The sequence below is a fragment of the Lysinibacillus capsici genome, from assembly GCF_020217405.1.
GTDB lineage: Bacteria > Bacillota > Bacilli > Bacillales_A > Planococcaceae > Lysinibacillus > Lysinibacillus capsici.
In genome coordinates this window covers 39,890-58,189 of sequence record NZ_CP084108.1, presented here as the reverse complement: position 1 = coordinate 58,189, position 18,300 = coordinate 39,890, and the positions used below count along the sequence as shown (strand labels likewise).

The window sequence follows — 18,300 nt, the reverse complement described above, 5'->3', positions numbered from 1 at the left end:
TCATACAGACAATATATTTTGAAAGGTCATTTTATCTTTTAGATAAAATGACCTTTTTTAATGAAACATAGCAAATTTTGTCGAAAATATGATTAGCGAAAAATTGATTTTATCCACATTTGGAAATGATCCTTACTTTAGATTTTGTTGAAAATATGTTAGTCTAAGGTGTTAGTAAGTATTGGTCGGTTTTGATTATCCACATGTGGATAACGTTGAGGAGGTCATTAAATGGAGTTCGATACAATTGCTGCGATATCCACACCGATGGGTGAAGGTGCAATAGCCATCGTTCGTTTAAGTGGAGACGAGGCTGTGACGATTGCAGATAAAATATTCAAATCACCCGGGGGAAAAAGTTTAACAACCAAAGATTCGCACACTATTCATTATGGACATTTAGTCGATCCTAAAACTAATGAGGTAGTAGAGGAAGTAATGCTATCGCTGATGCGTGGGCCAAAAACATTCACACGTGAGGATGTAGTTGAAATAAACTGTCATGGTGGATTAGTTTCAGTCAAACGCGTGTTGCAACTTGCTTTAACAAGTGGAGCAAGGTTAGCTGAGCCAGGTGAATTCACAAAACGTGCCTTTTTAAATGGACGTATTGATTTATCACAGGCTGAAGCAGTAATGGATTTGATAAGAGCTAAAACAGATCGTGCGATGAATGTGGCTCTGGGTCAAATGGATGGAAAATTATCGAGACTTATTGGTGATTTGCGCCAAGCTTTACTAGAGACATTAGCCCAAGTAGAGGTTAATATAGATTATCCAGAGTATGATGATGTAGAAGAAATGACTGTACCTGTATTAATAGAGAAATGTACATGGGTAAAAAATGAAATTATAAAACTTTTGCAAACATCTTCTCAAGGAAAAATTTTACGTGAGGGATTATCAACAGTTATTTTAGGTCGTCCGAATGTAGGGAAATCTTCACTATTAAATAGCTTAGTACAAGAAAATAAGGCCATAGTGACAGATATTGCAGGGACTACTCGTGATATTATAGAGGAGTACGTCAATGTCCGAGGTGTTCCACTTCGTTTAGTGGATACAGCGGGTATTCGGGAAACAGAAGATATTGTTGAACGAATTGGAGTAGAACGCTCACGGGAAGCTCTTCGTGGAGCTGATTTAATTCTGTTTGTATTAAACTATGCAGATGAATTAACTGCTGAGGATGAGCGTCTATTCGAAACAATTGAAGCGATGGATTACATCGTCATTGTCAATAAAACAGATTTACCGCAAAAAATTGATTTGGCTCGTGTCAAAGAATTAGCTGGTGAGCATCGCATTGTAACAACTTCTCTGCTACAAGAGGAAGGTATTACAGAGCTAGAAGAAGCCATTGCTGCATTATTCTTTGAGGGACAAATCGAAGCGGGCGATTTAACATATGTTTCAAATGCAAGACATATTGCCCTTCTGCACCAAGCGCAAGCAACGGTAGAAGATGCAATAGCAGCTGCACAGGATGGTGTACCAGTTGATATGGTACAAATTGATGTAACAAGAACATGGGAAATACTTGGCGAAATCATTGGTGATACTGTTCAAGAAAGCCTCATCAATCAACTATTTTCTCAGTTCTGTTTAGGAAAATAATTTTTAGAAAGAAAGGAAGGTACGAGCATGCCAACAAAATATGAGGCAGGCACGTTTGATGTGATTGTGATTGGTGCTGGTCATGCAGGTTCAGAAGCTGCACATGCTGCCGCTAAAATGGGCGCTAGCACATTAATGCTAACAATCAATTTAGATATGATTGCATTTATGCCATGTAATCCATCTATTGGTGGTCCTGCCAAGGGAATTGTCGTACGTGAGATTGACGCTTTAGGAGGCGTCATGGGGAAAGTGATAGATAAAACGCATATTCAAATGCGAATGTTGAATACAGGGAAAGGCCCAGCTGTACGTGCATTGCGCGCACAAGCGGACAAAGTTTTGTATCAGCAAGAAATGAAACGAGTATTAGAGGAAACACCAAATTTAACAATCCATCAAGGGATGGTTGAAGAGTTAATTATTGAGGATGGGGAAGTAAAAGGGGTCATTACACAAATTGGTGCCGTTTATCGTGCTAAAACAGTCGTCGTGACAACAGGTACTTTCCTACGTGGTGAAATCATTATCGGTGATATTAAATATTCAAGTGGTCCTAATAACCAGCAACCGTCAATTCGCTTAGCTGATAATTTAAAAGAGCTAGGTTTTGACCTAGTTCGATTTAAAACAGGTACACCACCACGTGTGAATAATCGTACAATAAACTATGACAAAACAGAGATTCAACCAGGAGATGATGTCCCACGTGCATTTAGTTTTGAAACAACTGAATTCATCATGGATCAGCTACCTTGCTGGTTAACATACACAAGTCCTGAAACACATGAAATTATTGAAGCAAATTTACATCTTTCACCTATGTACTCAGGGATGATTAAAGGGACAGGTCCACGTTATTGCCCATCTATTGAAGATAAAGTTGTACGTTTTAATGATAAGCCAAGACATCAAATCTTCTTAGAGCCAGAAGGCCGCAATACACGTGAGGTTTATGTTCAAGGTTTGTCAACAAGCCTACCAGAGCATGTTCAAACACGTTTACTAAAATCTATACCTGGCTTAGAGAATGCGGAAATGATGCGTGCTGGTTATGCTATTGAATACGATTCAATTGTGCCAACACAATTATGGCCAACTTTAGAAACCAAACGTATTAAAGGATTATATACAGCAGGTCAAATTAACGGTACATCTGGCTATGAAGAAGCTGCCGCGCAAGGCTTAATGGCGGGCATGAATGCAGCTGCTAATGTACTAGGTAAAGACGAATTAATTTTAAGCCGTTCTGATGCTTATATTGGCGTTTTGATCGATGACCTAGTGACTAAAGGAACAAATGAGCCATATCGTTTATTAACATCTCGTGCAGAGTACCGTTTACTATTACGTCACGATAATGCAGATCTACGATTAGTAGAGTTAGCTTATAACATGGGGATGATTCCACAAGAAAGATATGCTAGTTTCAATGAGAAAAAAGAGCTGATTGAAAATGAAATTGCACGTCTTCGTGAAGTCATTATTAAGCCAAATGAAGCCACACAATCTGTTATTCGTTCTGTTGGTGGTAGTGAATTAAAAGACGGTATACGTGGTGCAGATTTATTAAAACGCCCTGAAATGCATTATGAGTTAATTTCTTCTTTAATTCCGGCAGAAATTGAATTGGCGGATGAAGTGAAAGAACAAATTGAAATTCAGCTTAAATATGAAGGCTATATCGAAAAAGCATTGCAACAGGTGGAGAAACTACACAAAATGGAAAACAAAAAAATTCCTGAGAATATTGATTACGATGCTATTTCAGGTTTAGCAACAGAAGCGCGTCAAAAATTAAAACAAGTTACACCACTGTCTATTGCGCAAGCCTCTCGTATTTCTGGTGTTAATCCAGCTGATATTTCAATTCTGCTTGTTTATATTGAACAAGGTAAAATTGCGAAAGTAAGCAGCTGATCATCAACAACAGTAAAGTAAATAAGAGGCGGGCATACCATTGTGCCCGCTTCCTATTTTTAAGGCTATACTATTAGTTGGAGTTGTATAGCTAAATCAACAAAGGAGACTTTACATGAACGAACAACAATTTATTGAGGCTCTGAAAGAGAAAGGGATCGAACTTTCTGATATACAGATCGCTCAATTTAAAAAGTATTTTGAATTACTTGTTGAGTGGAATGAAAAGATGAATTTAACTGCCATTACAGATTTAGAAGGCGTGTATTTAAAGCATTTCTTCGATTCGATTAGTCCTTCATTTTACTTTGATTTTTCAAAAGTCATAACTGTTTGTGATGTTGGGGCAGGAGCTGGTTTCCCAAGTATCCCAATAAAAATCTGTTTCCCACATTTACAAGTTACAATTGTCGACTCCTTAAATAAAAGAATTACCTTTTTAAATCATTTAAGTGATGAGTTACAATTAGAGAATATGCATTTTGTACATGCTCGAGCGGAAGAGTTTGGTCAAAATTTAAAATACCGCGAACAATTTGATGTGGTAACAGCACGTGCTGTAGCTCGTTTATCCGTTCTAGCAGAGTTATGTGTACCTTTAGCGAAACAAGAGGGATACTTTGTTGCTTTAAAAGCCGCAGCTGGGGCAGAAGAATTAAAGGATGCTAAAAAAGCTTTAACAACATTAGGTGTTAAACTGAGAGAGGAATTTTCTTTCAAGCTACCTGTTGAAGAAAGTGAACGCATTTTATATATATTTGATAAAATAAAAGGAACACCGAAAAAATATCCGCGTAAGCCAGGTGTACCAAATAAAACACCGATTCAATAATTAGTGTTTCATGTGAAACTTCTCAAAGTGGAAAATATTTTTTCTATTTTGAGCATACATACTAGTTATGGATGGTTCACGCAAAAGACATCTATGAACTATATACATTTAAAGAAATATAATAAATAATAATAGAATGACACAGAGCAAGATAGTTACTTAAAGGTGGTGCCACTTGGATGAAAAGTCCTTTTTCACGTTTTTTTGGAGGCGGAAGTAAAACAGAGCCTATTGTGAAAAATGAAGTAGAACAAGCAGAGGCGGTTCATGCAGCGGAAGAAGTCATAAAGTTGCCTATTGATCAAATTGTACCTAACCGTTTTCAGCCACGTACTATTTTTGATGATGAAAAAATTGAAGAATTATCAAGAACCATTCATACACATGGTGTGATTCAGCCAATTGTTGTACGTAAAACATCAGACAATCAATATGAAATTATCGCTGGTGAGCGTCGTTATCGAGCGATGAAAAAGCTACAATGGACAGAGGTCCCTGCTATTGTACGTAATTTAACTGATAAGGAAACAGCATCTATTGCGTTAATAGAGAACTTGCAGCGTGAGGAGTTAACTGCAATTGAAGAAGCGGTAGCCTATCAAAAATTATTAGAGCTTCATGAGCTAACACAGGAAGCTCTTGCCCAAAGACTTGGAAAAGGACAATCCACTGTAGCCAACAAATTACGTTTATTAAGGCTGCCAGATGAAGTACAGCAAGCTATTTTAAAGCGAAAAATATCTGAACGTCATGCACGTGCATTAATTGCTATTAAAGATCAACCATTGCAACTAGAAATTTTACAGCTAGCAATTGAAAATGATTGGAATGTGCGACAGTTAGAGGAGCAAATCCAGGCTATATTACATCCTGTAGCTGATGAGCAGGAAGAATCAATTCCAAAGAAAGCTAAGCCAAAACGTAAAGCTATAAGTAAAGATGTACGTATTGCTTTGAATACCATCAAACAGTCATTAACGATGGTAACAAAAAGTGGGATTACAGTGAAAACTGAAGAAGAAGATACAGAAGAATACTATCAAATTACAGTGAAGATTCCTAAAAAGAAAAAAGTGTAATAAATTCTTTTAGAAAAATAATCTGTGATCAAATGTATCACTGTACAAGGGAGATATCTCAGAAGGTTAATAGAGATATCTCCTTTTTTGTATATATTCTTAATATTTTATACAACTCTCTTCAAATTTTTTGATAGAATGAAAGTTAGATAGCGGATTAAATAGTGATTTTACAAATGATTTGTCAAAGTAAACTTTGATAGATGAAAGCAGGTGCTTTTAAATGGGTAGAATTATAGCAATCGCCAATCAAAAGGGTGGCGTCGGTAAAACAACAACTTCGGTCAATTTGAGCGCTTGCCTAGCATACTTAGGTAAGAAAGTGCTTTTAATTGATACTGATCCGCAGGGTAATACAACAAGTGGACTTGGTATTAATAAAGGAGAAATCCAGGGTTGCATTTATGATGTGCTAATTGATGATGAAGATGTTCAAAATGTCATTCAAAAAACAAATGTAGAAAATTTATCTATCGTGCCAGCAACAATCTCACTTGCAGGTGCAGAAATTGAATTGGTTTCAACTATTTCAAGAGAAGTACGTTTAAAACATGCCTTACAAAATGTGAAAGAGGATTTCGATTATATAATTATTGACTGTCCACCATCTTTAGGGCTTTTAACAATCAATGCGTTAACAGCTTCAGATGCGCTCATTATTCCTGTACAATGTGAATATTATGCATTGGAAGGGTTAAGTCAATTACTATCAACAGTTCGCCTCGTTCAAAAGCATTTAAATCAACAGCTTTACATCGATGGCGTTTTATTAACAATGCTAGATGCACGCACAAACTTAGGCTTGCAAGTTATTGATGAAGTGAAAAAGTATTTCCAAGATAAAGTATATAAAACAATAATTCCTCGTAATGTGCGATTAAGTGAGGCACCAAGTCATGGTCAACCAATCATCACTTATGATGCAAAATCTAGAGGTGCAGAAGTTTATTTAGAGATGGCGAGGGAAGTGATTAAAAATGGCTAAAGGTCTAGGAAAGGGTATTGGGGCATTATTTCCAGGAGAGTCTCTAGAACACAGTGGTCAAGTGGAAGAAATTCAATTAGATTTAATTGTTGCGAACCCATTTCAGCCTCGTAAAATTTTCGATGAAGAAAGTTTACAAGAATTAGCTGATTCTATTAAAGAACATGGAATTTTGCAGCCAATTGCCGTGCGTAAAAAAGCACGCAAGTTTGAAATTGTTGCGGGGGAGCGTCGTTACAGAGCTTGCCTATTAGCTGGCCTCGAGGTGATTCCTGTCATTATAAAAGAGCTATCTGATGCACAAATGATGGAGCTAGCTATTTTAGAAAACCTCCAACGTGAAGATTTAACTGTAATTGAAGAAGCAGAAGCCTACCAGAGTTTAATGGAAAACTTACATTTAACACAGGAAGAGTTATCGAAGCGATTAGGAAAAAGTAGACCACATATTGCCAATCATGTTCGGCTACTGGCATTACCAGAAGATGTACGTAAATTGATGAATGATGGAACTTTATCGATGGGGCAGGGACGGGCATTACTAGGCTTAAAAAATAAAAGAAGAATATCAGAAGTGGCTAATAAGGTAATAACTCTGGGATTGAATGTACGTCAAGTTGAATTATTAGTGCAAAACTTAAATGAAGAAGTTTCACGTGAAACAATCCCACCTAAGAAAAAAGATATCTTTGTAACTGCAAAGGAGTCACAATTACGAGATTACTTTGGAACAAATGTTCAAATAAAGAAAACAAATAATAAAGGGAAAATAGAAATTGAATTTTATTCTGAAGATGATTTAGAACGTATATTGGAAATATTAAACATACAAGAAGAATAAAATAATATTTCTATAACTTAATCAGAGCGCCAAGCAATAGGCGCTCTCTATTTTTTAGAGAGAAAGAAGGCTTAAGTGTGGTATTACTAGGGGCATTGATAAATGCTGTGTTAATTATAGCAGGAGCATTAGTAGGGCGGATTTTTAAAAATATCCCTGAATCTATGAAATCTACGGTCCTTTCTATTATTGGTTTAGCCGTCACATTATTAGGGATAAAAATGGGCTTTGAAAGTGATAATTTTATTATACTGGTAGTAAGTTTAGTGGTAGGTACAGTAATAGGTGAGTGGTTAGATTTAGATAAACAAATGAATCGTCTTGGTAAATGGGTAGAGAGTTTATTTCGTACAAAACGGGATGACCAAAATCAAATTAGCATAGCAGAGGGCTTTGTAACTGCCTCACTAATTTTTGTTGTAGGATCAATGGCTGTTATTGGTGCTCTTGATAGTGGTCTTCGTAATGATCATAATGTACTCATTACAAAAGGATTAATAGATGGATTTACATCCATTATTCTAGCATCGACATTAGGTATAGGTGTACTGCTATCCGCTGTACCTGTCTTTGTTTATCAAGGATTAATAGCTCTTTTTGCAGGTGTTATAAGTTCCTTTATCCCTGATGCTGCACTGCAAATGTTCATTACAGAAATGACGGCTGTTGGCGGGGTTATGATTATGGCAATAGGGTTAAACATTGCAGGCTTAGCTAAGATCAAAGCTGCTAACTTGCTGCCAGGTATCGTCATTGTTGGTATTATGGTGGCTTTCTTCTACATTTTTTAGTGAATAACGATGAGCAGCCAGTAATAATGCTCTAGAAAGCTTTTCAGCCATTGCATAAGAGATATGAAGTCTTGTATTTTGTAAAACAAGCATTTCCATAAAGCCTCCAATATTGACGATTCCTTTCACGGAAATGTCTCCAATTGGGGGTAATTCTTTTTTTACAGCTTTTCCAGGGAAGATGGGTCCACTTTGAACTGAAATATGACCAACATTTTGCTCACTGCCGAGACAGGCATCAATCGCAATAATGAATGGTTTTGTAGTATGATTGTGTAGCTGTTGCATTGTAGAATTTAGGTTTAGAGCATGTAAAGGATCTTCTAAGGAACCTACAATTTCATAAGGAAAGCTAACAGATTTTTTTAAAAAGCTACCAGTTAATGGTCCAAGTGTATCACCCGTACATCGATCACTGCCAATACAACAAAAAATTAGTCTTTCATGATGAAACGGTATATGTTCTAAAAATAATGTACTTAATTGCCAAACAGCATTTTTACTCTCATGATGAAGGGAATAAGGTAGTAACAAATTTGGTATAGTATTCATAAAAAAACTCACTTTCTTTTTATTTTTATTTTTAGAAGTGCTCAATTTTTATGCAGTATACGCAAATTTTTAGCAAGTTATTCAAGAGGTGGTAATGATGGAAAAGAATAAAAAGTTAATGGAGAAATACTGGGACAAGCTCACATCTCAGGATCTTTGGGAACAAGTGATTGATGCATCTATAGAAATTTTGCTCATTCTATTCGTATCGTGGATAGCTGTAAGATTAGGTAAAAAATTTATTAAAAAAGTGTTTTTAATCCGTATGCGTTCACCATTGAGCCACTCAGAACGACGCCAACGAACAATTTCAAGATTATTACAAAGTGTGATTTCCTATGTCGTTTATTTCTCTGCAATCATTGGTATACTTTCTTCCTTAAATATAAAGGTAGCAGGTTTATTAGCGGGTGCAGGAATTGTTGGTTTAGCAATAGGTTTTGGTGCTCAAAGCTTAGTAAAGGATGTTATTACTGGATTCTTTATTATTTTTGAAGACCAGTTTGGTGTAGGCGATTATATAAAAATAAATGCCGCAGAAGGTACGGTTGTAGAAATTGGCTTACGTACAACAAAAATTAATGGTGCTACTGGTGAACAGTTCATCATTCCTAATGGTGCCATAGGCGAAGTCATCAATTATTCTGTAAACAACTCGAAAATTTTTATAGATTTACAAATGGCCACGGATGCTGATTTTGAGAAGGCAGAAGGGGTTATTAATAAGTATTTAGCGACATTGCCTAAGATGCATAAAGAATTAATTGCAGCTCCAGTATTTCTAGGTGTGCAAAATGTTAAAGGGACAGAAGTAACCATACGTATAGCCGCTGAAACATTACCGCAGCAACAATATGGAGTAGCACGTACCATACGCCGCGATATTACGAAGCTCTTTGAAGAAAATAATATACCAATGGTCTATCCAAAAATGATGTTCTATGGCAAAGATGAGGGGAGAAGTGTGTAAGATGGAGGCAAAAAAATTTGGTTTAAATGATATTGTTGAAATGAAAAAACAACATCCATGTGGTACCAACAAATGGAAAATTATTCGTATGGGGGCGGATGTACGTATCAAATGCGAAGGATGTCAGCATAGTGTCATGATTCCACGTCGTGAATTTGAGAAAAAAATGAAAAAGGTTTTATTTTCTGCGGATGAGTCGTAACATCAGGCATATTAGACTTTTTCTTAGTGAATCAATATAATAGATAAGGTTATATGAGAGAAAATTTGAACTGAGTATAGAAAGGTTGTGTCCATCCATGGCATTAACAGCTGGAATCGTTGGTTTACCTAACGTTGGAAAATCAACATTATTTAACGCAATAACAAAAGCGGGCGCATTGGCTGCAAACTATCCATTCGCAACGATCGATCCAAACGTTGGTATAGTTGAAGTACCTGATGCACGTTTAGATAAATTAACAGAATTAGTGGTACCGAAAAAAACTGTGCCAACTGCATTTGAATTTACAGATATCGCTGGAATTGTTAAAGGTGCTTCCAAGGGTGAAGGATTAGGAAATAAGTTCCTAGCTCATATTCGTGAAGTAGACGCAATTTGTCAAGTAGTACGTTGTTTTGTAGACGAAAACATAACTCACGTTTCTGGTGCAGTAGATCCAATTGACGATATTGAAGTTATTAACCTAGAGCTTGCACTAGCTGACTTAGAATCTGTGGATAAACGTTTACAACGAGTTAGCAAAATGGCGAAACAAAAAGATAAAGAGGCTATGATAGAAGAGCCAGTGCTTTTAAAAATTAAAGAGCAACTAGAAAACGGTAAACCAGCTAGAGCAGCTGAGCTATCAGATGATGAATTGAAGGTAATTAAAGGTCTTCATCTGCTAACAATTAAACCAATGCTTTATGTAGCAAACGTTTCAGAAGATGAAGTAGCAGATGCAGACAACAACGAGTATGTGAAAAAAGTACGTGAGTATGCATCCGCTGAAGGTGCTCAGGTCATTACTATTTGTGCAAAAATCGAAGAAGAAATTTCTGAGTTAGATGATGAAGAAAAAGCTATGTTCTTAGAAGAATTAGGAATTAAAGAATCTGGTTTAGATCAACTAATTCGTACTTCTTATGACTTATTAGGACTAGCTACTTACTTCACTGCAGGTGTACAAGAGGTACGTGCCTGGACGTTCCGTAAAGGAATGAAGGCACCGCAATGTGCAGGTATTATTCATACTGACTTTGAGCGCGGCTTTATTCGTGCAGAAACAGTGGCATATGATGATCTTCTTGAGGCAGGTTCGCAAGCAGCGGCTAAGGAAGCTGGTAAAGTACGTCTTGAAGGTAAAGAATATGAAGTACAAGATGGCGATATTATGTTATTCCGCTTTAATGTATAAAAAACTTACAAGGGCAATCTAAAATGGTTGCCCTTTTTCGATTGTGTAGTTATCAGAATTTTTAATGTATGGAGGCGACTTATGAATGAATCCTGTGCAAATTAAGGAACGTGGTTTAGAGTTTGAGCAACTGGGGATGCTACCACAAGATGTCTTAGATTATATTTATGAACAACGATTATTCAAATTGTTCACTCCAAGAGAATTAGGTGGTAAAGATTTAAATTTAGTAGAAGGTGTAAAGGTATTTCAACAGATGTCTGCACTTGATGGCAATTTTGGATGGCTCATTACTATTGGTACAGGTGGAAACGCATTTATTCCAACATTCAGTAAGGAAATTTGTGAAAAAATCTATTCTCCTAAAGAAGCAGTTATAGCAGGTAGTGGAAATCCAACAGGGATAGCTATAAAAACAATTGGTGGCTATTATGTAACAGGGCAATGGAAGTATTGTAGTGGTTCTAATTATGCTTCAACATTTACGATGAATTGTTTAATTGAAGAAGATGGTATCAAAACCGAAAAAATTATTAGCTGCTCAGTAAATGCACATGATGTAGAGATTTTGAATGATTGGTCTGCAATGGGTTTAAAGGCAACAGCCAGTCATACAATCCGTGTAAACAATGTTTGGGTGCCACAGGAAGCTACTTTTCAATTAGGGATCATCAGAAACGATTATGGCAATTCAGTACATAGCTTTCCATTTACCACTTTTGCAGAGGCTTCCTTTTTAGGCGTTTGTCTTGGGATGACAGAGAATTTTTTAGAAGAAGCTTTTGCTTTAATGAAGCAACGAAATCATGATGGAAGTAGAACTGAACGAATTGGAGCCTTTCAATTTTTATGGATGCAGCAGCACAAACGCTTCAAGCAATGCGAGGAACAGTTTTATGCAACATTATCTGTCTATTGGCAACAGCATCAAAAAGGTGAACAATTAACGGAAGAGGAATTATCACAATTTACAAAAATGGCTAAGGATATAGCTGCTGCTTGCTTAGAGATAGCGAATAATTTAATACGCAGTCTCGGTATGGATGCTATTACAGAAACCTCTACGATTAACCGTATTTGGAGAAATTTATATACAGCAGCCCAGCATGGATTTTTAACTCCGTAAAGTATAAATAGAATCTGTAGTTGTTTATTTCTAATCTACAGATTCTATTTAATTATGTAGTCTTACTTTAATGATCCTCCTTTTTCTGTAATAGATAAACATACAGCTTTGGTAATTTAGGGTCATCCTGAACGATAGCATTACGTGGATATTTCCGTAGCTCTTTATACATGGCAAAATCGCCTACAGCTCCAGCTATTAACACCGCCCCTATTAATATTAAAACGGTACTGTTAAGATAAAACCCAACAATGGTTGGGAGTACTCCAGTCGTCCAGAATGGCAGTAATAGAGCTTTTTTCATAGCATGGTTGGGGATAGGACGCTCAGTAGTTGCATAGGCAATACCTTGCTCTAAATTTACACCATATTTCAGAGCTTTAAAGGGAACTCTGCCAAAAATCATAAAGCCAATTAAATGAAAAGCCTCGTGTAGGATAATAAAAATTATATACAGCACAACAAATAGTGCTGTGCCACCAATCATCTTCCAAAAAGAAAAATGGAAATCTTTAAAGCAAATATATTGGATGGCAATAAATAATATGACAAGACCACTTGTAATCACAAAATTGTCGATCATTAACTTTTTTAAATCTAATTCGATAACGATAGGCTCCGTATTGTTGGTTAACATGAAGGCACTCCTTTCATAGATAATGAAATATACTGCCATTATATAACGAATTATTAGTTTGTGACTTGAAAGACATGTACCTATATGTTACAATTCATTGATGTGAGTAATAATTATTACTTGCTCCTTGCTCCCTTAATTAGGAGAGCCTAAGTCCATAAGGAGGTGTAAACAGATGAGAAAATACGAATTAATGTACATCGTACGTCCGAACATTGAAGACGAAGCGAAGAAAGCTTTAGTTGAACGTTTCAACGAAATGTTAACTTCTAACGGTGCAGAAGTCATCGAATCAAAAGAATGGGGCAAACGCCGCTTAGCTTATGAAATTAAAGACTTCCGCGAAGGTTACTACCAAATCGTAAAAGTAAACGCTACTTCAGATGCAATCAACGAATATACACGTCTTGCTAACATCAGCGAAGACATCATTCGCCACATTGCAGTTCGTGAAGAAGCTTAATAATTAATTTTTTACAAAACGCTGAAAAGGAGGTTGTATTCTGATGATTAACCGTGTCGTATTAGTTGGAAGACTAACAAAAGATCCTGAGCTACGTTATACACCGAATGGAGTTGCGTCTACAAGATTTACAGTAGCTGTAAACCGTGCATTCTCAAATCAACAAGGTGAACGCGAAGCTGATTTCATTAGCTGTGTTGCTTGGCGAAAACAGGCTGAAAACCTAGCGAACTTCATGCGAAAAGGAAGTTTAATTGGGGTAGAAGGTCGTATCCAGACAGGCAGTTATGAAGGACAAGATGGTAAGCGAGTATACACAACAGATGTCGTGGCGGATAGCGTACAGTTTTTAGAACCCCGTAATGGTAGCGGTGCTCCTGCTCCTCAATATGGTGGTGGACAAACTTACGGTAATAACCAACCGTCATATGGCGGTGGTCAACCACAACAACAGTTTGGTGGCGCTATGCCAGGGCAGGGTTCCTATGGCGGCGATTCTTATCAGCAAAATCAACCACCTATGAATCAGCCGAATTATACACGTGTAGATGAGGATCCATTTGCGAATAGCAAAGGGCCAATAGAAGTATCTGAGGATGATCTTCCATTCTAATACTTCTAAATGATAAAAAAAGATAAGGAGGAGACACACTATGGCACCACGTCGCGGAGGCCGCAAACGCCGTAAAGTTTGCTACTTCACTTCAAACAATATTACGCACATCGACTACAAAGATGTAGATTTATTAAAAAAATTCATCTCTGAGCGCGGTAAAATTTTACCACGTCGCGTAACTGGCACAAGTGCAAAGTACCAACGTAAATTAACTTCAGCTATCAAAGTATCTCGTATTATGGGATTACTTCCATTCGTAGCAGAAGATAAATAAAATTTATTTATTAATAAAAGCACAACAAGGTTTTCATAACCTTTGTTGTGCTTTTTTTATTTATACTGTTTTCTCAACGATTGTTGCTATAAAGGAAAGTTGGGATTATTCAACAATCTCGCCCGTTGAAGATCGTTATTGAACTAAAGCACCAGGTTAGTTCAATAAGAAAAAAAGAGCTGCATACACAACTCAATGATTTTTAACTATATATTCATCCCTAGAATAAATGTCAACTCATGCATAGATGTGTAATTTATAGTTTTCAAGATAGTTTCCTTTTTCCCTTAAACAGGCATCTTTTATTTCTGTTTAAATCAGAAAATTCTGAATTATAGTTGACGAAAAACCGTTATCATATATATTATAGTTGTATAAATTACAAATTAAGGGGGAAGTGGAAATTATGTTTAAATTAAGTAAATTGGCAGCAATGATGCTTGTTGTACTTATGTTTTTTGCATCTACTAGTTCAACTAATGCCACAGAAGTTGTTCAAAGCGAGAAATTTCAAACTAATATTGTTGGGGAAGTAAATCTATCTTTAGCAGGAGATGATTATCCAGATGACTCAATCTCTCCTTTCGGTTTCTATCTTTATAAGGACGTGGATATCCCTTCTCCTCAAACTTATTCAACTCACAGCAATGTACCAGCAACCTATTATTATGAAGCATTCAGTGGATCATATTGGTATAAGGGTTGGATAAATCTTTACAAAACGGAAAAACTTACAAATGGCACTTGGAGAGGATATTACAGGGGAACAGTTTCTGCTTGGGTTGAATAAATTATCAAATGTAAAATTATTTCAAGCTCACCTATTTGGTGGGCTTGTTTTATTTAAGAGAACGATAGATATAGCAAAGTATCAACGATAGGTACCTAAAATGACATTCTAATTACATAATATAATAAGATTAGATTCGGATATAAGACTATTGAAAAATATTTTTCCAATTTTTATGCATTGATCAGTTTTTAGGTAAAATTATTTTATATAGAATGTCACCAAATGGTAACTTCACGTGTGTTATAAGTGAAAGGAGTTGATGGATGTTGCAACAATTAGTTTGGTCGAACGAACTAGATATAGAACGAATTGTTGATAAATATGGAAATATGCTTTTTAGAATGTGTCTTGTTATTCTATGCAATGAGAATGATGCAGAGGATGTCGTACAAGACACTTTTATTACCTATCTAACTAAATCTCCACCATTTAACGATTCAGAACATGAGAAGGCATGGTTGATTACTATTGCTACAAATCGCTGCAAGAATATGAGAAGGTACAATATTATTCGTAAACATATGGATATTAATGATTTGCAACTATATTGTAAGGATGATGAAAACTATGGTTTAATCGAACATCTTATGAGATTGCCAAATAAACATAAGATTGTATTGTTACTTTATTATGTAGAGGGCTATAAAGTAGATGAAATAGCAAAAATACTTGCCATTACTACTTCAGCAGTTAAAAAGCGATTACAACGTGGAAGAGAGCTTATTCGAGAAAGATATCGAAAGGAGAATGAAATATGAACTTTGATAAGATTAAAGAAGCTGTTAATTCTATTGAAATGTCAAAAACTATGAAAAATCGTGTGAAAAAAAATTGCAATATTACAGAAAAGAAAAATTTTAAAGGACGGATTTCTGCAGCTTGTGCAGTTGCAATCCTATTGTCAATTATGATAGGCATTCCACTTTTCAATAAGAATGGAAACTTTCAAGTCGCAAATTTTGCAATCACAGCTTATGCATTGAGTGATGATGGGAATCAGCTTAATACCAAGCTTTCATCAGATAAAGCCACTTTTGAATTATCAACTGAAGCTAGAGGTAGTACAACTGATATTACTGGTGATGTAGATAATTTAATTTTTACAAAGCTTATGCTAAATATAAGTGGAGAACATATCGACTCAATCACTTATACCATTAGCAAAGGCAAGTTTATAGAGGATGTTACACTTACAGCTAAAGAATATGCAGACAAAGACTGGTTATTATCAGAAAAGATATTTATGATTGGAAGTTCGCCTGGTTCAGATATATACAATGGTACAAAGGAAATCGGAAATACCTATACAGTTAAGTATAATGAACAGGATAAATATAAATATTCACTTGCAATTCCTCATAATGGAAATTTGGTAATAGATGACGACATAATAATCAAAGTAATTTTAAAATATACAGATGGAAGCTCTGAACAACAAGATATTGTTGTAACTCAAGAATCAAATTCTATAAAATCAAATTCTATTTCATTAAAGCTTAATTAAAATAATCGAGATGCTAATACTACTGTACAAAGAACTAGGTTAACTGGAGAAAAGAAGAACTAGTAGAAAAATCTATAGGATAGATTAGAAACAAAACATTGACGAGGATACTTATTACTCTTGGTAGTATTCTTAAGGTACGAAATTTATGTTGAATTTAGAAAGTTAAATTAGTAAGTATATTTATATTTTATAAAATATGTAGAAACCTTTCTCCAACTAAACCATACAATAGTTTGTCAATAATAATGAAAAACAAAAAGTTCATTCTATACTAAATTGGGCATGCCAAATAACCTTTCTACTTTTGAATTTACCAAAAATATACAAGTTATCCGGTATAATCAAAATTTGAGAACATTTTATTAAAAATATATTCAGAGAAGAACAACAAAGGGATTTGACAATGTAACTTGTCATATCTTCCATTCTAATACTTCTAAATGATAAAAAAAGATAAGGAGGAGACACACTATGGCACCACGTCGCGGAGGCCACAAACGCCGTAAAGTTTGCTACTTCACTTCAAACAATATTACGCACATCGACTACAAAGATGTAGATTTATTAAAAAAATTCATCTCTGAGCGCGGTAAAATTTTACCACGTCGCGTAACTGGCACAAGTGCAAAGTACCAACGTAAATTAACTTCAGCTATCAAAGTATCTCGTATTAGATTACTTCCATTCGTAGCAGAAGATAAATAAGATTGATGACGTTAAGGTAACTGACCTTACATCAATTTTAAATACCAGCATATTACGATATTCGTATCGAGTATGCTGGTTTTTTGTTATGGTTAAAAGAGAATTACCAGCCACTTAGATAAAGCCTGAATTAAAATTGAAAAAATAATGACAATGTACAGTAGTGATCTAAGTCATTTTTGTTCAATACTATGAAAAAATGGTACAATAAAGGGTAGTAAGTTTGACTGAAAAAAAGGAAGGTTTTCAATGCCGAATAATCAAACAAAAGTGCTTGTACAAGGCTCAATGATGGTTGCACTTTTTACAATTTTAATGCTAATTTCTGCATATGTACCATTCATCTTTATAGTAGCTTTATTATTCGCTCCACTACCGATTGCTTGGTATAGCGCAAATTACAAGCGTTCCACATCAATACTCGTAGCAATAGTAGGCTGTATCCTAACCACTATAACGAGTGGAATATCCATGCTGCCATTTGCCTTTATTTTAGGGCTAGTAGGTGTCGTTATGGGTAACGCCATTTATTTGAAGAAGAGTAAGCTTTATTTATTTATGTCCACGGGGATTGCTAATCTCCTCTCGATGGCAATCGTTTATATTGCCTATGTAAAGCTTTCAGGAATTGACTTCATAAGCATGAGTTTAGAGATGGCACGTAAAAATTATGAGCAATCTAATGAATTTGCGAAGAATGTAACAGGTCAAGTAGCCATAAATCCAGAGCAGCTTGAGGCAATGTTTAAAACAATTGAACTGACTATGCCTGCAACGATAACAATCTCAGCATTTTTTGCTGCATTTATTATCATTACAGTCAATTTACCAGCTCTAAAACGACTAGGGGTAGATGTTCCAAAATTTGCTCCATTCCAAAATATGAGATTACCACGCTCTATTTTATGGTATTACATGATCGTTTTATGTATTAATTTATTCATGCGTCCTGAGGGTGGCTCTACGCTAGATATTATTGTATTAAATGTTTCTTATATTTTATGGTTGTTACTGATTTTACAAGGAATATCTTTTATCCATTATTTTATCTCTAAAAAGGGGATGCCAAATGGAGTTAAATGGGTAGCAACTTTATTAGCAATTCCATTATCATCCTTTATGATCTTACTCGGTATTGTTGATTTAGGTTTTGACGTACGTTCACTTGTAAAGGGGAAGACTAAAGAATAAG

21 protein-coding genes are annotated in these 18,300 nt (G+C 35.6%); 19 read left to right on the top strand and 2 right to left on the bottom strand.

The genetic code is table 11. The features are described from left to right. Positions 1-231 precede the first annotated feature (231 nt). The 7 genes from mnmE to LCP48_RS00275 all read left to right on the top strand — a co-directional run bounded on the left by mnmE (position 232) and on the right by LCP48_RS00275 (position 8,065). Positions 232-1,617, top strand: coding sequence for a tRNA uridine-5-carboxymethylaminomethyl(34) synthesis GTPase MnmE (gene mnmE, locus LCP48_RS00305; protein ID WP_004233320.1), 1,386 nt, complete (start codon positions 232-234; stop codon positions 1,615-1,617). 27 nt (positions 1,618-1,644) lie between these two features. After that, the gene (gene mnmG / locus LCP48_RS00300) at positions 1,645-3,537 is read left to right on the top strand and encodes a tRNA uridine-5-carboxymethylaminomethyl(34) synthesis enzyme MnmG (protein ID WP_004233321.1); all 1,893 of its coding nucleotides are present in this window, start codon (positions 1,645-1,647) and stop codon (positions 3,535-3,537) included. A gap of 115 nt (positions 3,538-3,652) precedes the next feature. Continuing rightward, positions 3,653-4,369 (top strand): 16S rRNA (guanine(527)-N(7))-methyltransferase RsmG, encoded by a 717-nt coding sequence (gene rsmG, locus LCP48_RS00295; protein WP_004233322.1) that lies wholly within the window; start codon positions 3,653-3,655, stop codon positions 4,367-4,369. A 179-nt stretch (positions 4,370-4,548) separates the two neighbouring features. Then, positions 4,549-5,448, top strand: coding sequence for a nucleoid occlusion protein (gene noc, locus LCP48_RS00290; RefSeq protein WP_004233323.1), 900 nt, complete (start codon positions 4,549-4,551; stop codon positions 5,446-5,448). 223 nt (positions 5,449-5,671) lie between these two features. Beyond that, a complete protein-coding gene (locus tag LCP48_RS00285; protein ID WP_004233325.1) occupies positions 5,672-6,433 on the top strand; it encodes a ParA family protein in 762 nt (253 codons plus the stop codon). Then, on the top strand, positions 6,426-7,274 hold the full coding sequence (locus LCP48_RS00280) for a ParB/RepB/Spo0J family partition protein (RefSeq protein WP_004233327.1): 849 nt from the start codon (positions 6,426-6,428) through the stop codon (positions 7,272-7,274). The genes LCP48_RS00285 and LCP48_RS00280 overlap by 8 nt, the downstream gene beginning before the upstream one ends. 77 nt (positions 7,275-7,351) lie before the next feature. Next, complete coding sequence (locus LCP48_RS00275; protein ID WP_004233330.1) at positions 7,352-8,065, top strand: DUF554 domain-containing protein; 714 nt, start codon at positions 7,352-7,354, stop codon at positions 8,063-8,065. Here LCP48_RS00275 and yyaC read toward each other — a convergent pair. Then, complete coding sequence (yyaC, locus tag LCP48_RS00270) at positions 7,985-8,617, bottom strand: spore protease YyaC (RefSeq protein WP_004233333.1); 633 nt, start codon at positions 8,615-8,617, stop codon at positions 7,985-7,987. The genes LCP48_RS00275 and yyaC overlap by 81 nt on opposite strands. Positions 8,618-8,714: 97 nt before the next feature. Between yyaC and LCP48_RS00265 the strand changes: the two genes are divergently transcribed. The 4 genes from LCP48_RS00265 to LCP48_RS00250 all read left to right on the top strand — a co-directional run bounded on the left by LCP48_RS00265 (position 8,715) and on the right by LCP48_RS00250 (position 12,113). Then, entirely contained in the window at positions 8,715-9,587 is an 873-nt protein-coding gene (locus tag LCP48_RS00265) for a mechanosensitive ion channel family protein (RefSeq protein ID WP_216485427.1), read from the top strand. Between the two features lies 1 nt (position 9,588). After that, positions 9,589-9,789: a DUF951 domain-containing protein gene (locus LCP48_RS00260; protein WP_004233342.1), complete on the top strand. Its 201-nt coding sequence runs from the start codon at positions 9,589-9,591 to the stop codon at positions 9,787-9,789. Between the two features lie 97 nt (positions 9,790-9,886). Beyond that, positions 9,887-10,987, top strand: coding sequence for a redox-regulated ATPase YchF (gene ychF / locus LCP48_RS00255; RefSeq protein ID WP_016994923.1), 1,101 nt, complete (start codon positions 9,887-9,889; stop codon positions 10,985-10,987). An 85-nt stretch (positions 10,988-11,072) separates the two neighbouring features. Continuing rightward, complete coding sequence (locus LCP48_RS00250; RefSeq protein ID WP_216485428.1) at positions 11,073-12,113, top strand: acyl-CoA dehydrogenase family protein; 1,041 nt, start codon at positions 11,073-11,075, stop codon at positions 12,111-12,113. 67 nt (positions 12,114-12,180) lie between these two features. Here the strand turns inward: LCP48_RS00250 and LCP48_RS00245 are convergent, their stop codons facing one another. Beyond that, on the bottom strand, positions 12,181-12,750 hold the full coding sequence (locus tag LCP48_RS00245) for a DUF3267 domain-containing protein (protein WP_225340578.1): 570 nt from the start codon (positions 12,748-12,750) through the stop codon (positions 12,181-12,183). Between the two features lie 175 nt (positions 12,751-12,925). On the opposite strand from LCP48_RS00245, the gene rpsF reads away from it, so the two are divergent. From rpsF to LCP48_RS00205, 8 genes are all read left to right on the top strand, one after another. Continuing rightward, positions 12,926-13,213, top strand: coding sequence for a 30S ribosomal protein S6 (rpsF, locus tag LCP48_RS00240; protein WP_004233351.1), 288 nt, complete (start codon positions 12,926-12,928; stop codon positions 13,211-13,213). A gap of 43 nt (positions 13,214-13,256) precedes the next feature. Further along, positions 13,257-13,826 carry a single-stranded DNA-binding protein gene (gene ssb / locus LCP48_RS00235; protein ID WP_004233352.1) on the top strand — a complete coding sequence of 190 codons (570 nt, stop codon included), beginning with the start codon at positions 13,257-13,259 and terminating at the stop codon, positions 13,824-13,826. Positions 13,827-13,866: 40 nt separating this feature from the next. Continuing rightward, positions 13,867-14,103: a 30S ribosomal protein S18 gene (gene rpsR / locus LCP48_RS00230; protein ID WP_004233359.1), complete on the top strand. Its 237-nt coding sequence runs from the start codon at positions 13,867-13,869 to the stop codon at positions 14,101-14,103. Between the two features lie 406 nt (positions 14,104-14,509). Next, positions 14,510-14,893, top strand: coding sequence for a hypothetical protein (locus LCP48_RS00225; protein WP_225340577.1), 384 nt, complete (start codon positions 14,510-14,512; stop codon positions 14,891-14,893). Between the two features lie 266 nt (positions 14,894-15,159). After that, positions 15,160-15,654, top strand: a complete 495-nt coding sequence (locus LCP48_RS00220; RefSeq protein WP_202342429.1) for an RNA polymerase sigma factor — start codon at positions 15,160-15,162, stop codon at positions 15,652-15,654. Next, positions 15,651-16,400, top strand: a complete 750-nt coding sequence (locus LCP48_RS00215) for a hypothetical protein (RefSeq protein WP_216485430.1) — start codon at positions 15,651-15,653, stop codon at positions 16,398-16,400. Before LCP48_RS00220 ends, LCP48_RS00215 begins: the two co-directional genes overlap by 4 nt. Before the next feature lie 474 nt (positions 16,401-16,874). After that, positions 16,875-17,108 (top strand): 30S ribosomal protein S18, encoded by a 234-nt coding sequence (rpsR, locus tag LCP48_RS00210; protein WP_225340576.1) that lies wholly within the window; start codon positions 16,875-16,877, stop codon positions 17,106-17,108. A 249-nt stretch (positions 17,109-17,357) separates the two neighbouring features. Next, on the top strand, positions 17,358-18,299 hold the full coding sequence (locus LCP48_RS00205) for a YybS family protein (RefSeq protein ID WP_225340575.1): 942 nt from the start codon (positions 17,358-17,360) through the stop codon (positions 18,297-18,299). Position 18,300: the final 1 nt, after the last annotated feature.